Below are 14,815 nucleotides of genomic sequence, written 5' to 3' on the forward strand. Positions count from 1 at the left end.
TCTTCGAGGGTCTTTAAGTTGTGCTTGTCCAAATTGTTCTTGTGCCCAAAGTTTAGCGTCTGAGTGTGTCATCTTAGTGTTTCAGTAATGATTGCTAAGTGATCAGATCACACACACTTGAAAGAGTTCAAAAAAAATCCCCAAGCTACAAGCTTGGGGATTTGTGTATAAGAGACAGGCCGATCGGCAGCCTTTTCATTAGCTTTTCGCTTTGTGTAAAGACAAATTACAACTTAGCTAAAGTTTGGCTTTGTCATACCTGCAGACGCACGGTTTGTTGCTACTTGGCTACCTGCGCCTTTCGGTGCGTAGCGTTCAGCTTTAAACGGTGCTGCTGTAACGGTGATTTCGCGAAGCTCTTGAGGACCCGGCGCTTTTGTCATCGGTGCGCTCGCACGTGGCTTGGTCGCTACCTTGATAACTTCTGCTTTAGGCTCTGGTGTTTCTACTTTCGCTTCCGCTGTAACTTGTTCTACAGTTTCTGCTACTACTTCGACTACTGGCTCTTGAGTTGGCGCCGCTTCTGCTACTGCAGTTTCAGTTGTTTCAACTACAGGTGCTTCTACGATTGGCTCAACTGGTGTCGCTTCTGCTGCTACAGTTTCAGCTTGCTCTACAACTGCTGCTTCAACTACTGGTGCTGCTGCAACCGGTGTTTCTACAACTGGAGCTTCTACTTTCGTTTCTACAGGTTGTTGAACTTTTGGTTCAACTACTGGCGCTTCAACGACTGCAGGTTGCTCACGGCGAATGATCACTTTACCCATCGCCATTTCAGGACAAGCAAAACCACCTTGGATTGCAGGTACTGCTGTTGCAACAACCGCTGCTTCTTCCTTCACTCGCTCTTCCTTCTTAGGCGCTGGTTTTGGAATGTAGCGTGGCATTACTTTACCCATTGCCATCTCAGGAGAGGCTACACCACCTTTGCGTAGGCGGAATGGGTTAGGGCGACGATCGCGACCGCGACGACGACGTTGGCCACTTGCACGTAGGTGACGTGGTGAACGACGGTTACGACGCTGTTTAGATTCTGCTTTGTTGTCTTGTTGTGCTTCTGCTGCTGCCTCAACTGGCTTTTCAACAGGTGCTTCAACCGCTTCAACGATTGTTTGTACAGGTACTTCCTGTTCAGCTTTCTCTGCCGCTTGCTGATCTTTAACGCGTACAGATTTGTTCAGTTTGCGACGCTGACGGCGCTCTTTCACTTTCTCTGCTTTCGCGTTTGACTTCGCTTTGCTTTCTTCCGGCTTCGCTTCTGTACCAGTGCGTGCTTCAGCGGCAAGTTGCAGACCTTTTTCCGCTACCTTCGCATTTGCTTTTGGCTCTTGTGCTTTTTCAGCTTGTTGAGCTCTAGGCTTACGTTTCTGGTTGCGGTTTTGCTGCTTATTAGGCTGCTGTTGCGTTTCGTTTTGCTCAGTCGCTTGCTCTTCACGTGGCTTACGGCGACGTTTGTTATCGCGGTTGTCACGACCTTCGCGGTTATCGCGTTGGTTGTTGTTGCGACGACGATCGTTGCGGTCACGTTTGTTGCGCTTGTTATCGCGGTTTGGCTTCTTCTCTTCTTTCTTAGGCTCTTCTTTTACTTCTTCAGAACCACCGAATAGGAAACTGCCAAGCGCTTTAAACAGACGGCTGATTAGACCTGGTTTTTCTTCCTGTGGCGCAGCTTCTTTCTTCTTCGCAGCTGGTGCAGGTTTAGACGTTGCTGCAGGAGCTGGTGCAGTTTGCGTTGGCGCTGCGAAACCTTTCAGTACAGGCTCTTCGATGCGCTTAGGCTTAATATCAACTTCTGCAGGCTCTTTGCCTTCTGCTTCTTTCATCGCTTCCAGTTTCTTAGGAAGTAGGTAAGAAAGCAGGTCGAACTCTTCACCCTCACGAACACGGATAACTTCAAAGTGAGGCGTTTCCATGTCTGAGTTAGGAACAACAGTGATCTTCACTTCTTGAGTGCGTTCAATGTGGTTCACAGAGCGACGTTTTTCGTTTAGAAGGTAAGACGCGATTGGCACAGGTACCACAGCAAGTACTTGTGCTGTGTTGTCCTTAAGCGCTTCTTCTTCAATAAGACGAAGAACAGAAAGTGCTAGAGACTCGTTGTCACGAACCACACCTGTACCCGTACAACGAGGACAAATATGGTGGCTTGCTTCCGCTAGAGAAGGGCTCAAACGTTGACGAGACATTTCCAAAAGACCGAAGCGAGAAATGCGACCGATTTGAACGCGGGCGCGATCTAGACGAACGGCTTCACGTAGACGGTTTTCAACTTCACGCTGGTGGCGTACTGGCGTCATATCGATGAAGTCGATAACAACCAGACCACCAAGGTCACGTAGACGCAATTGACGAGCGATTTCGTCTGCTGCTTCTAGGTTGGTATTAAGTGCTGTTTCTTCGATATCGCCGCCTTTCGTTGCGCGAGCAGAGTTGATATCGATAGAAGTCAGTGCTTCTGTTGGGTCGATTACGATAGAACCACCAGATGGTAAGCGCACTTCACGTTGGAAAGCCGATTCAATTTGGCTTTCGATTTGGTAGTGGCTGAACAGTGGTACTTCGCCATCGTATTTTTTAACGCGGCTGATGAAATCAGGACGAACCAATTTGATGTGCTCTTTAGCACGCTCATAAATGGTGTTGCTGTCGATTAGGATTTCACCGATATCACGACGTAGGTAGTCACGGATTGCACGAACGATTACGTTACTTTCCTGGTGGATTAGGAATGGGGCAGGGTTAGAATCTGCCGCGCCCTTAATCGCGCTCCAGTGGTTAAGTAGTACGTTCAAATCCCACTCTAGTTCTTCTGCGCTCTTGCCAACGCCAGCAGTACGAACAATCAGGCCCATGCCTTGAGGCAATTCCAGAGTGCTTAGTGCAGCTTTAAGTTGTGTACGCTCATCACCTTCGATACGACGAGAAATACCGCCGGCACGAGGGTTATTAGGCATAAGAACAAGGTAGCTACCCGCAAGAGAGATGAAAGTAGTTAGAGCTGCGCCCTTGCTACCACGTTCTTCTTTTTCCACTTGCACGATCACTTCTTGGCCTTCTGTTAGCACTTCTTTAATGCTAGGACGGCCTTGGTAAGTGTAACCTTCAGGGAAGTATTCGCGGGCAATTTCTTTAAGAGGAAGGAAACCGTGACGCTCAGCACCGTAGTCAACAAATGCGGCTTCTAAGCTTGGTTCGATACGTGTGATACGTCCTTTGTAGATATTCGCTTTTTTAGATTCATGACCTGGACTCTCGATATCAAGATCGAAAAGTCGCTGGCCATCAACCAGAGCGACACGCAACTCTTCTTTTTGAGTTGCGTTAATTAACATTCTTTTCATTGAAAATTTCTCGTTGTCTTTTCTTTATCTTTCTTTGCAACTTGCCACTGTTTTTTCACTCTTTCACGGTGCCTGATCCCATGGCTATATTTTGCAGCCTCCCGGCTGGAAGGGGATGCTCTAGGGCACTTCAGTCATCACAAACTTCTTTGGGTTTCGTTGGAAACGTAAACTTGTGACCCGCTATACGGAGCGGTAGATACTCAACGTGAATATGCGAGGAGTAGAGTGACAAGTGTGTTGAACTCAATGTGTCTTACGCCAATGCCGCACCTGACATTCAACAGTCTACTCACATTGCTTGGGGATAAATGATTGGTAATGAACAAAATGTAACCAAACCTTCCTTAGCAGCTGTGAACTATAGCAGCGCAGGTGGATATCAGCAATCTGCTTTAACGTAAACGATGGAAAATTTGGCGCTAAATTCAATTTTTGTAATTTATAACTGGCTGTTTCATAAGCAGTTGAGTCTCGCAAACTGAGAAAGACGCAAATTAAATCGAGAAGTTGATAGAGAGTTTTAATAATTTAAACAAAAGCTTGGCGTGTTTTAGCTCGATGAACGGCGACAAGTGTTTCTTTTGCCGCAAGAATAATGTGAAGTCGTACAGATTTGGGTTTATAATACCGCCCATGAGCGAAATAAGAACAAAAGTCCAGTTCGTTGATATCGACGAAGACATGGCGGGTCAACGCATTGATAACTTTCTGCGTAACCAATTAAAAGACATTCCCAAAAGCATGATTTACCGAATCGTGCGTAAGGGTGAAGTGCGCGTTAATAAAAAACGTATTAAAGCCGAGTACAAACTTAAGGCAGGCGATCTCGTACGTATCCCTCCGGTAACGGTCGAGAAGAAAGAAGACGATGTCGCACCGAGTACTAAGTTAAATAAAGTGGCAGAACTAGAACATATGATCATTTTTGAAGATGACCATATGTTGGTGCTAAATAAACCATCTGGTACAGCAGTACATGGTGGCAGTGGTTTGAAGTTTGGCGCGATTGAGGCACTTCGAGCATTACGCCCACAGGCACGCTTTTTAGAACTGGTTCATCGTATTGACCGTGACACTTCCGGCATTTTGTTAGTTGCTAAGAAGCGTTCGGCATTGCGTCACCTGCAAGCACAGTTCCGTGAAAAGACAGTGAAGAAGTTCTACTTCGCTCTTGTCATGGGTGAGTGGAAAAACAGCTGCAAAGTCGTTAATGCGCCGCTACTCAAAAATGAAGTCAACAGTATCGTACGTGTGAACCCAAATGGTAAACCGTCAGAAACGCGCTTCAAGGTTTTGGAAAGGTTTGAGCAGGCGACGTTGATTCAAGCAAGTCCGATTACCGGCCGTACTCACCAGATTCGTGTGCATACTCAATACACAGGTCATCCAATCGCATGGGATGATCGTTACGGTGACCGCCGCTTTGATGCTTATACTGGCCAAGTTGGTTTGGACCGTTTGTTCCTTCATGCGGCGAACATCAAGTTCCAGCACCCATCGAATGATGAGTGGATGGAGATCAACGCGCCGATGGAAGCTAAGCTTGAAAAAGTGTTGGTAGGTCTACGTAAGAAGTAGAGGCGAGAGTATCTACACCCTTCGGGGCTGCAAAAAGCTATGTAAAAGCCGATGTTGAGACATCGGCTTTTTTAATCGTCGAGTTTGACCACAAGGGCGTGCGGAGTGCAGCGCTCCTATACTCGGAAGTGCTCCGTTGGAAGGCAATTAAAAGAAACTAAGTTCTAACGGGAGTTGACAGAATCTGTTCCCAGAAAGGAAAAATATCGTCGATTCCCGATTCCCGATTCCCGATTCCCGATTCCCGATTCCCTACAAAACCTCTAACCCTTGCTTTTGCAGCATGTCGATCAAATCAATCAGTGGCAGGCCGACTAGCGTATTTGGATCTTTACCGACTAACTTGTTAAACAGGCAAATGCCCATTCCCTCGCTCTTAAAACTACCGGCGCAATAAAATGGTTCCTCTCTGTCTACGTAACGCTCGATTTGGTCTCGAGTCAAATCCCTAAAATGCACTTCAAAGGTATCGAAGCCGACTTCAGTATGATTTGTTGCGGTGTTATGTACCGCAAGCCCGGTATAAAAAGTGATGATTTTACCGCTTTGAGCTAATAACTGTTTGATCGAGTTTTCTCTATTTTGTGGCTTACCGACAATTTTGCCATCGATGACACAAACTTGGTCACTGCCAATGACCAAACTGTCCTGAGTTGTATGGCAAGAAGTCGCTTTTCCCATCGCGAGCCTTTGAACCAGTTCTAAAGGGGGTTCATTGGGTAAAGGCGTCTCGTCACAGTCTGGTGATAAACAAGTAAAAGGTACTGCTAGTTTTTCCAGCAGTTGTTTACGAAAAGGGGAGGTTGAGGCTAAAACCAGTTGGTAATTTTTCATTTTGAATTACAATTCGCAAAAGCATTTCCGATAGGATAATCGATCAAAATCGATTCTGGCTAATGCTCTGTACGTTAAGCGTAAAAAAGTACAACTTTTTTGCCTTTTTCTTTGACTAATTTTGATTTGGAAGATAATATTCGCGCCCTATGCAAAAGGTAAAAATACCGCGAACGGTTGATCCGGCGAAGTCCGCACAGAAACGATTAGATTACGATGGCATCATCCAAGCTAGTCTTTTCAAGCGCTTAGCGGAAACAACTGAAGGCGTAAAACGCGACGCAGAAGTCTCATTGTCATTTGATATTGATGAACAGCGACTTGTTGTTATCTCTGGTAAAGCTAACATCGAAGTCGATTTAGAGTGTCAGCGTTGTAATGAGGTATTCACACACATGTGTGAAGTTGAATTCCTTTACACTCCTTACTACGGTGAGAAGACGGAAGAGGAAGCACCAGAAATTTATGATTTGGTAGATCTAAATGAGTACGGTGAATTAGACCTTATACAACTGGTTGAAGACGAGTTCATCTTAACATTACCTCAAATCGCAATGCACGATGATGCGGATTGTAGCGTTGACTCAAATAACATGGTTTTTGGTGAGATTCCTGAAGAAATTGAGGAAGAAAAACCGAATCCATTCGACGTTTTGAAAAATCTGAAAAAGTAACTGGTGTGGTAGCCGCTTCTTCTTTAGGTTTTTAACCCAATAGTATAGGAGTAGGGTCAATGGCCGTACAGAAAAACCGTAAAACTCGTTCTAAGCGCGGTATGCGTCGTTCACACGATGCGCTAACTACAGCTGCACTATCTGTAGACGCGACTTCTGGTGAAACTCACCTACGCCACAACGTAACTGCTGAAGGTTACTACCGTGGTCAAAAGGTTATCAACAAGTAAGGTTGAACCTTTGCAAAGTATTACCGTTGCACTTGATGCAATGGGCGGGGATTTCGGTCCACGCGTAACAGTGCCTGCCGCCGTGCAGGCACTGTCTCATTTCCCAGAGCTAAAAGTGATTCTTATAGGTGATCAATCCCTGATCACGTCTCAATTATCTCAACTAGGTACCTCTACCAGTTCTCGTTTGAGCATTCTTCACAGCGAGAAAGTGATATCCAATTCAGAAAAGCCCTCTTTAGCATTACGTAATAGCCAAAATAGCTCCATGCGTATGGCCATTGATCTCGTTTCTGACAACGAAGCAGATGCTTGTGTGAGCGGTGGCAACACCGGAGCCTTGATGGCGCTCTCACGATTTGTTCTTAAGCTGCTTCCTGGTATTGAGCGTCCTGCTTTAGTTTCCGCCTTACCGACCATCAGCGGTAAACGTACTTGGATGTTAGATCTTGGTGCGAACGTGTCGTGCGATGCTGACTCGTTGTTTCAGTTTGCTGTGATGGGCAGTGCATTAGCAGAAGAACACCTAGGTCGACCTCCTCGTGTTGCTGTGCTAAATATCGGCGCAGAAGAAATTAAAGGTAATGATTTAGTCAAACGCTGTGCAGAAATGCTTTCTCAAACCGACGCAATCAATTTTGTCGGTTATATTGAAGGTAATCAAATTTTGCATGACGTGGCCGACGTCATCGTTTGTGATGGCTTTGTCGGTAACGTATGCTTGAAAGCCAGCGAGGGAACAGCGCAACTCTTTATCGAAAAGTTAAAAACCAGCATGATGGCATCGACGATAAAGGGTTGGATTGCTAGAAAGTTGTTTTCTCGGCTATTTAATGAACTAAAAACACTGAACCCCGACCAGTATAACGGCGCAAGTTTGCTAGGATTGCGCGGCATTGTCATAAAAAGCCATGGAAGTGCGGATGTATCTGCGATTGTCAATGCACTTGGCGAGGCAGTACACGAGGTCAAACGACAAGTACCAAGCCGTATTAGCGATCGTTTGGAAGCGGTTTTACTCGAGAGGCATTATTAGTCTTCATGTATAGCAAAATTTTAGGTACTGGCAGCTACCTGCCATCTCAGGTGCGTACTAACGCAGACCTAGAGAAAATGGTAGATACAAGTGATGAGTGGATCGTAGCTCGCACGGGTATTAAAGAGCGTCGAATTGCAGCAGAAGATGAAACTGTTGCGGACATGGCATTCTACGCAGCTGAAAACGCTATCGATATGGCCGGCATTGATAAAAATGATATCGACCTAATTATCGTTGCTACCACGAGCAGTAGCCATACTTTCCCTTCATCTGCGTGTCAGGTGCAAGGAAAGCTTGGCATTAAAGGTTGTCCTGCATTCGACTTAGCCGCTGCTTGTTCAGGCTTTGTATACGCATTGTCTGTTGCTGATCAGCACATCAAATCAGGTATGTGTAAAAACGTACTCGTGATTGGCGCAGACGCATTGTCTAAAACGTGTGATCCAACGGACCGTTCAACCATCATCCTATTTGGTGATGCGGCTGGCGCGGTAGTGATTGGCGCGAGCGAAGAGCCGGGCATCATCTCTACACACGTATACTCAGACGGCCAATTTGGCGATCTGTTGAGCTTACCTGTGCCAGAGCGCGGCAAAGATGCCGACAAATGGCTGCACATGGCAGGTAACGAAGTATTCAAAGTGGCAGTAACTCAGCTATCCAAGCTAGTGAAAGACACGCTTGAAGCGAACGACATGCACAAGTCTGAACTAGACTGGCTAGTGCCGCATCAAGCGAACTACCGAATTATCTCAGCGACAGCGAAGAAACTTTCGATGTCACTAGACCAAGTCGTGATCACACTTGATAAACACGGCAACACATCAGCAGCAACCGTGCCAACAGCACTGGATGAGGCGGTACGTGATGGTCGTATTAAACGTGGTCAAACTCTACTTCTTGAAGCGTTTGGCGGCGGATTCACTTGGGGTTCTGCCCTGGTGAAATTCTAAGTTTCACAAGAATTCAAAATTTAAGATGCGCTACGGTGCATCTTATTTCTTTTTACTTTGCTTAAAGGAAAACAACATGAGCAAGTTTGCTATCGTATTTCCAGGTCAAGGTTCACAAGCTGTAGGTATGCTTGCTGATCTAGTCGAACAATATGACGTAGTAAAACAAACATTTGCAGAAGCATCTGACGCACTAGGTTACGACCTATGGGCGCTTGTTCAAAATGGACCTGCAGAAGATCTAAACCAAACTTTCCGTACTCAACCGGCTTTGCTAGCGTCATCTGTTGCTATCTGGCGTGTATGGCAAGAGCTTGGTCTTGAGCAACCAGCAAACCTAGCGGGTCACAGCCTAGGTGAGTACTCAGCGCTTGTGTGTGCTGGCGTGATTGACTTTAAAGAAGCAATCAAATTGGTTGAACTACGTGGTCAACTGATGCAAGAAGCGGTACCTGCGGGTACTGGTGCAATGTACGCGATCATCGGTCTAGATGACGAAGCAATTGCAAAAGCTTGTGAAGAAGCAGCACAAGGTGAAGTCGTTTCTCCAGTAAACTTCAACTCGCCTGGTCAAGTTGTTATCGCAGGTAGCAAAGACGCAGTAGAGCGCGCGGGCGCACTATGTAAAGAAGCGGGTGCAAAACGTGCACTTCCTCTTCCTGTTTCAGTGCCTTCACACTGTGCACTAATGAAACCAGCAGCAGAGAAACTAGCGGTTGCGCTAGAATCTATCGAGTTCAACGCACCACAACTTCCTGTTATCAACAACGTTGATGTGGCAGCAGAAACGGATCCTGCAAAAATCAAAGACGCACTTGTTCGTCAACTTCACAGCCCAGTTCGTTGGACTGAGAGCGTGCAACTAATGAGCGAACAAGGCGTAGAAAATCTTCTTGAGCTTGGCCCTGGAAAAGTACTGACAGGTCTGACTAAACGTATCGTGAAAACACTAAGCGCAGCAGCTGTTAACGACGTAGCGTCGCTAGAAGCCGCTAAGTAATTCGTTCACGATAAGAAAAGGAAAACACAACATGATGAATCTAGAAGGTAAGATCGCTCTAGTGACAGGCGCGAGCCGTGGCATTGGTCGTGCGATTGCTGAGCTTCTTGTTGAGCGCGGTGCAACGGTAATTGGTACTGCGACTTCTGAAGGTGGCGCAGCGGCTATCAGCGAATACCTAGGTGAAAACGGTAAAGGTCTAGCACTTAACGTAACTGACGTTGAGTCTATCGAAGCAACCCTAAAAACCATCAACGATGAGTTCGGTGCAATCGATATTCTTGTTAACAACGCAGGTATCACTCGCGATAACCTACTAATGCGTATGAAAGATGACGAGTGGAACGACATCATCAATACAAACCTAACGCCAATCTACCGCATGTCTAAAGCGGTTCTGCGCGGTATGATGAAGAAACGCGCAGGTCGCATCATCAACGTCGGTTCTGTTGTTGGTACTATGGGTAACGCTGGTCAAACGAACTACGCAGCAGCGAAAGCAGGCGTAATTGGTTTCACTAAATCAATGGCTCGTGAAGTCGCTTCTCGTGGTGTAACGGTTAACACAGTAGCTCCTGGTTTCATCGAAACTGACATGACTAAGGCGCTAAATGATGACCAACGTGCAGCAACGTTGTCGAACGTGCCGGCAGGTCGTCTAGGTGACCCACGTGAAATTGCATCAGCAGTTGTATTCCTAGCTTCACCTGAGGCTGCTTACATTACTGGTGAAACTTTGCATGTAAATGGTGGCATGTACATGGTTTAATGCACAGTTCGTGCAAAATAAGCTACTTTACTTTGTGAAAAATAGCCTATAGTTGCTGTTAACTGTCATTAAGTTGTCATGCTCATGCGCAACATTTGTGCATGATTTAAGTCAAAAATGTATTGAAATTCGGTTAAATTCGCTAATTTTGTGGTTTGACCAGCAAGGACCCCCTTGCAACTTTCAATAGTTCGAATAAACTACGGAATCATCGCATTAGGCGAAATCTGTAAAGGAAAAGAAAAATGAGCAACATCGAAGAACGCGTAAAGAAAATCATTGTTGAACAGCTAGGTGTAGACGAAGCAGAAGTTAAAAACGAAGCTTCATTCGTTGACGATCTAGGTGCTGATTCTCTAGACACTGTAGAGCTAGTAATGGCTCTAGAAGAGGAATTCGACACTGAGATTCCTGACGAAGAAGCTGAGAAAATCACTACTGTTCAAGCTGCAATCGACTACGTAAACAGCGCTCAGTAATTATCTCTCCCAGGCGGTCTCCTAGACCGCCTGTGTTCTTTCTAACTTCTTCTATCCTCTCATAGAAACATTCAATTCCCGGAGAATTATATCGTGTCCAAGCGTCGTGTAGTTGTCACAGGCATGGGTATGTTGTCACCGGTAGGCAACACAGTAGAATCATCTTGGAAAGCCCTGCTAGCAGGTCAAAGCGGTATCGTGAACATCGAACACTTCGATGCAACGAACTTCTCGACTCGTTTTGCTGGTCTTGTGAAAGATTTTGATTGCACAGAGTACATGTCTAAGAAAGATGCTCGTAAGATGGATTTATTCATCCAGTACGGCATTGCAGCGGGTATCCAAGCACTGGATGACTCTGGCTTAGAAATTACCGAAGAAAACGCAGCTCGAGTTGGTGTAGCAATCGGCTCAGGCATCGGCGGTCTAGACCTAATCGAAACAGGCCATACAGCGCTTGTTGAAAAAGGTCCTCGCAAAGTTAGCCCATTTTTTGTTCCTTCGACCATCGTAAACATGGTTGCAGGTAACCTATCTATCATGCGTGGTCTTCGTGGTCCAAACATCGCGATCTCTACGGCATGTACTACAGGTCTACACAACATCGGCCACGCAGCGCGTATGATTGCATACGGTGATGCTGAGGCGATGGTTGCTGGTGGTTCAGAGAAAGCATCTACACCACTAGGTATGGCTGGTTTCGGTGCAGCGAAAGCACTTTCAACTCGTAACGATGAGCCTCAGAAAGCGTCTCGTCCATGGGATAAGGGCCGTGATGGCTTTGTTCTTGGTGACGGTGCGGGCATGATGGTTCTTGAAGAGTACGAGCACGCAAAAGCACGTGGCGCTAAGATCTACGCAGAGCTAGTTGGCTTTGGTATGTCTGGTGACGCTTACCACATGACTTCTCCAAGTGAAGACGGTTCAGGTGGCGCTCTAGCAATGGAAGCGGCGATGCGTGATGCAGACATCACAGGCACTCAAGTTGGTTACGTGAACGCTCACGGTACATCGACGCCTGCTGGTGACGTTGCTGAGATCAAGGGCGTGAAACGTGCTCTTGGTGAAGAAGGCTCTAAACAAGTATTAGTATCTTCAACTAAATCTATGACTGGTCACCTTCTAGGTGCTGCAGGTTCTGTTGAAGCTATCATTACAGTGATGTCTCTAGTTGACCAAATCGTTCCACCAACGATTAACCTAGATGATCCTGAAGAAGGCCTAGATATCGATCTTGTTCCGCATACTGCGCGCGAAGTTGATATGGAATACGCAATCTGTAACTCGTTTGGCTTCGGCGGTACGAACGGTTCGCTAGTATTCAAAAAATTCGCTGAGTAAAAATCTCTAACACTGTTTTAGAGTGGCGATACTTGTATTCTAACGGCTCGATGCTTAGCATTGAGCCGTTTTGTTTTATTTGTCGATCAGAAAACAAAGGGTATCTGAATGTTCTGGGTAAATGGACTTCCACAAACGCATGTTCCGCTTGGTGACCGCTCGTTTCAATATGGTGATGGCTGCTTCACCACCATCAAGACTAAACACGGTCAGTTGGAGCTCTGGCAAGCGCATATTGAGCGAATGGAAGCGTGCCTAAAAACATTACACATCCCTTTTCCTGATTGGAGCCAAGTGTTCGATTGGGTAATGAAAGCGGTCTTGAGTGACGAGCTTGCTGGAATCAAAATTCATATCAGTCGTGGCACTGGAGGGCGAGGGTATAGTCCCAGTAGTGTTGAAGGGCCAGTAGTGACTATTTCGAATTTTGCGTTCCCTTCTCATTACTCTTTATGGCAAGAAAATGGCGTGCAGCTAGGGGTTTGCGAAACTCGCTTAGGTATTCAACCACTCCTTGCTGGCCATAAGCACAACAACCGACTAGAGCAGGTTCTCGCAAAGGCAGAAATTGATGATTCTGAATTTGCCGATGCTGTGACGTTAAATGTGCAAAATCATGTCATTGAAACTACAATGGCAAACCTTTTTTGGGTTAATGATAAGAAGGTTTACACACCGGAGTTGAATTTGTCTGGTGTGGCTGGCGTAATGCGCCGTCAGGTATTGGAATTACTCCAAGCTGAAGGTTACCCAGTGCAGGTAGCCGAGTTCACACTGGCTGATTTGCTTGATGCAGAAGAGGTGTGGATGTGTAACTCATTATTGGGTGTCGCGCCAGTTTGCGGTATTTCAACACCAGATAACAAGATTGAATTTCCAATTGGAAAATTGACACGACGACTTCAAGGGAATCTAAATTCGTGATTAAAAAACTGTTTGCTTTTGTTGTACTGATTGCCGTTATTGGTGCAGCTGGTGTTTTTTACGTTGTTTCACAGACTAAGCAATACGTTAACTCGCCAATTCTAATAGAGCAGCCACAACTGTTTACCGTTGAAAATGGTACTAGCTTTCACCGTGTCATGCGTGATTTGGTGAAAGACAATATTATTGAAGCCTCTGATTACACTCGCTTAATGCCTCACCTTTACCCAGAGCTTCTTCAAGTGCGAGCAGGCACTTACCAACTTGAGCCGAATGTTTCTTTGTTCGAGACGCTAGAGCAACTAAACACAGGTAAAGAACATCAGTTTGCGATTACTTTTGTTGAAGGTAGCCGTTTCTCTGAGTGGGTTGAACAGCTAAGCGTTGCGCCTTATGTAAAACATGACTTAACTGGACTGTCTGAAAAAGAGATGGCAGAAAAGCTAGGTATTGAACGTGACAAGCTTGAAGGTTTATTCCTTGCGGAGACTTACCATTACACTGCTGGCACAAGTGAAAGCCAGATCTTAGAGCGTGCACACAGCAAGCTAAATAAGATCCTTGATGAACAATGGGAAGGACGTCAGGACAAGTTACCATTGAAAGACAAATACGAAGCGCTGATCCTTGCTTCTATTATTGAGAAAGAAACGGCAATTGATGCTGAGCGTGAACGTGTCGCATCAGTCTTTGTTAACCGTCTCAATAAACGTATGCGTCTGCAAACGGATCCGACCGTTATCTACGGTATGGGTGATGCGTATGATGGTAATATCCGTAAAAAAGATTTGCGTACACCAACGCCATACAACACATATACAATCAATGGTTTGCCGCCAACGCCTATCGCTATGGCAGGTGAAGCGTCGATTGAAGCTGCTTTAAACCCAGAAAACAGCAACTATCTATATTTCGTAGCAAGTGGAAAGGGCGGACACGTGTTTTCGAAATCCCTTGCTGAGCACAACCGTGCTGTACGTGCCTATTTAAGAGAACTAAAAAAGAACAAATGATGAAAGCAAACTTTATTGTCGTTGAGGGCCTAGAAGGCGCGGGTAAAAGCACTGCGATTAAAACTGTTTTAGACACACTTAAGGCTGCGGGTATCGAAAATATCGTCAATACGCGTGAGCCGGGTGGTACGCCACTCGCAGAGAAAATGCGTGGGCTTGTCAAAGAAGAGCACGAAGGCGAAGACCTGAAAGACATGACAGAGCTGCTTTTGCTTTACGCCGCGCGTGTTCAGTTAGTTGAGAACGTGATTAAACCAGCGCTAGCAAACGACCAATGGGTGGTGGGTGACCGTCATGATTTGTCCTCTCAAGCTTACCAAGGTGGTGGCCGCCAGATCGATGCATCACTGATGAAGAACCTGCGCGATACAACGCTAGGTGAGTTTAAGCCTGCTTTCACATTGTACATGGATATCGATCCGCGTGTTGGTCTTGAGCGTGCACGTGGCCGTGGTGAACTAGACCGCATCGAAAAAATGGATATCAGCTTCTTTGAGCGTACCCGTGAGCGTTACTTGGAGCTTGCGAATGCAGATGACTCTATCGTAATTATTAACGCAGAACAGTCGATTGAAGACGTGGCACAAGATATCAAAGCTGCGCTTAATAAATGGCTAGCAGCGCAGTAAGCAGAGTG

Annotated in this window: 14 protein-coding genes; 12 read left to right on the top strand and 2 right to left on the bottom strand. The window is 46.0% G+C overall.

Annotated features, from left to right (window positions below; all coding sequences use genetic code 11):
• Positions 1 to 233: 233 nt before the first annotated feature.
• Positions 234 to 3,341, bottom strand: coding sequence for a ribonuclease E (gene rne / locus KIV40_RS01565; protein ID WP_167425533.1), 3,108 nt, complete (start codon positions 3,339 to 3,341; stop codon positions 234 to 236).
• 636 nt (positions 3,342 to 3,977) lie between these two features.
• On the opposite strand from rne, the gene rluC reads away from it, so the two are divergent.
• On the top strand, positions 3,978 to 4,922 hold the full coding sequence (gene rluC / locus KIV40_RS01570) for a 23S rRNA pseudouridine(955/2504/2580) synthase RluC (protein ID WP_041853308.1): 945 nt from the start codon (positions 3,978 to 3,980) through the stop codon (positions 4,920 to 4,922).
• Positions 4,923 to 5,174: 252 nt separating this feature from the next.
• On the opposite strand, the gene KIV40_RS01575 is transcribed toward rluC, so the two are convergent.
• Positions 5,175 to 5,756 carry a nucleoside triphosphate pyrophosphatase gene (locus KIV40_RS01575; RefSeq protein WP_285347789.1) on the bottom strand — a complete coding sequence of 194 codons (582 nt, stop codon included), beginning with the start codon at positions 5,754 to 5,756 and terminating at the stop codon, positions 5,175 to 5,177.
• 149 nt (positions 5,757 to 5,905) lie between these two features.
• On the opposite strand from KIV40_RS01575, the gene yceD reads away from it, so the two are divergent.
• From yceD to tmk, 11 genes are all read left to right on the top strand, one after another.
• Complete coding sequence (gene yceD, locus KIV40_RS01580) at positions 5,906 to 6,430, top strand: 23S rRNA accumulation protein YceD (protein WP_005444794.1); 525 nt, start codon at positions 5,906 to 5,908, stop codon at positions 6,428 to 6,430.
• 59 nt (positions 6,431 to 6,489) lie between these two features.
• Positions 6,490 to 6,660, top strand: coding sequence for a 50S ribosomal protein L32 (gene rpmF, locus KIV40_RS01585; RefSeq protein ID WP_005396978.1), 171 nt, complete (start codon positions 6,490 to 6,492; stop codon positions 6,658 to 6,660).
• A 10-nt stretch (positions 6,661 to 6,670) separates the two neighbouring features.
• Complete coding sequence (gene plsX / locus KIV40_RS01590) at positions 6,671 to 7,696, top strand: phosphate acyltransferase PlsX (RefSeq protein WP_038889875.1); 1,026 nt, start codon at positions 6,671 to 6,673, stop codon at positions 7,694 to 7,696.
• 5 nt (positions 7,697 to 7,701) lie between these two features.
• Positions 7,702 to 8,652: a beta-ketoacyl-ACP synthase III gene (locus KIV40_RS01595; protein ID WP_005531469.1), complete on the top strand. Its 951-nt coding sequence runs from the start codon at positions 7,702 to 7,704 to the stop codon at positions 8,650 to 8,652.
• A gap of 76 nt (positions 8,653 to 8,728) precedes the next feature.
• On the top strand, positions 8,729 to 9,652 hold the full coding sequence (gene fabD / locus KIV40_RS01600; protein WP_285347791.1) for an ACP S-malonyltransferase: 924 nt from the start codon (positions 8,729 to 8,731) through the stop codon (positions 9,650 to 9,652).
• Between the two features lie 34 nt (positions 9,653 to 9,686).
• Positions 9,687 to 10,421: a 3-oxoacyl-ACP reductase FabG gene (gene fabG, locus KIV40_RS01605; RefSeq protein ID WP_005444803.1), complete on the top strand. Its 735-nt coding sequence runs from the start codon at positions 9,687 to 9,689 to the stop codon at positions 10,419 to 10,421.
• A gap of 245 nt (positions 10,422 to 10,666) precedes the next feature.
• Complete coding sequence (gene acpP, locus KIV40_RS01610) at positions 10,667 to 10,900, top strand: acyl carrier protein (protein WP_004406112.1); 234 nt, start codon at positions 10,667 to 10,669, stop codon at positions 10,898 to 10,900.
• A 93-nt stretch (positions 10,901 to 10,993) separates the two neighbouring features.
• Complete coding sequence (fabF, locus tag KIV40_RS01615) at positions 10,994 to 12,241, top strand: beta-ketoacyl-ACP synthase II (protein ID WP_005425696.1); 1,248 nt, start codon at positions 10,994 to 10,996, stop codon at positions 12,239 to 12,241.
• Between the two features lie 108 nt (positions 12,242 to 12,349).
• The gene (pabC, locus tag KIV40_RS01620) at positions 12,350 to 13,165 is read left to right on the top strand and encodes an aminodeoxychorismate lyase (protein ID WP_285347793.1); all 816 of its coding nucleotides are present in this window, start codon (positions 12,350 to 12,352) and stop codon (positions 13,163 to 13,165) included.
• Positions 13,162 to 14,178 carry an endolytic transglycosylase MltG gene (gene mltG, locus KIV40_RS01625; RefSeq protein WP_285347794.1) on the top strand — a complete coding sequence of 339 codons (1,017 nt, stop codon included), beginning with the start codon at positions 13,162 to 13,164 and terminating at the stop codon, positions 14,176 to 14,178. The genes pabC and mltG overlap by 4 nt, the downstream gene beginning before the upstream one ends.
• Positions 14,175 to 14,807: a dTMP kinase gene (tmk, locus tag KIV40_RS01630; protein ID WP_012128452.1), complete on the top strand. Its 633-nt coding sequence runs from the start codon at positions 14,175 to 14,177 to the stop codon at positions 14,805 to 14,807. Before mltG ends, tmk begins: the two co-directional genes overlap by 4 nt.
• Positions 14,808 to 14,815: the final 8 nt, after the last annotated feature.

Source organism: Vibrio sp. D173a, assembly GCF_030248475.1.

Coding starts and splice junctions, on each gene's coding strand:
- rne (WP_167425533.1), bottom strand. CDS start 3,341: ATGAAAAGAATGTTAATTAACGCAACTCAAAAAGAAGAGTTGCGTGTC.
- rluC (WP_041853308.1), top strand. CDS start 3,978: ATGAGCGAAATAAGAACAAAAGTCCAGTTCGTTGATATCGACGAAGAC.
- KIV40_RS01575 (WP_285347789.1), bottom strand. CDS start 5,756: ATGAAAAATTACCAACTGGTTTTAGCCTCAACCTCCCCTTTTCGTAAA.
- yceD (WP_005444794.1), top strand. CDS start 5,906: ATGCAAAAGGTAAAAATACCGCGAACGGTTGATCCGGCGAAGTCCGCA.
- rpmF (WP_005396978.1), top strand. CDS start 6,490: ATGGCCGTACAGAAAAACCGTAAAACTCGTTCTAAGCGCGGTATGCGT.
- KIV40_RS01595 (WP_005531469.1), top strand. CDS start 7,702: ATGTATAGCAAAATTTTAGGTACTGGCAGCTACCTGCCATCTCAGGTG.
- fabD (WP_285347791.1), top strand. CDS start 8,729: ATGAGCAAGTTTGCTATCGTATTTCCAGGTCAAGGTTCACAAGCTGTA.
- fabG (WP_005444803.1), top strand. CDS start 9,687: ATGAATCTAGAAGGTAAGATCGCTCTAGTGACAGGCGCGAGCCGTGGC.
- acpP (WP_004406112.1), top strand. CDS start 10,667: ATGAGCAACATCGAAGAACGCGTAAAGAAAATCATTGTTGAACAGCTA.
- pabC (WP_285347793.1), top strand. CDS start 12,350: ATGTTCTGGGTAAATGGACTTCCACAAACGCATGTTCCGCTTGGTGAC.
- tmk (WP_012128452.1), top strand. CDS start 14,175: ATGATGAAAGCAAACTTTATTGTCGTTGAGGGCCTAGAAGGCGCGGGT.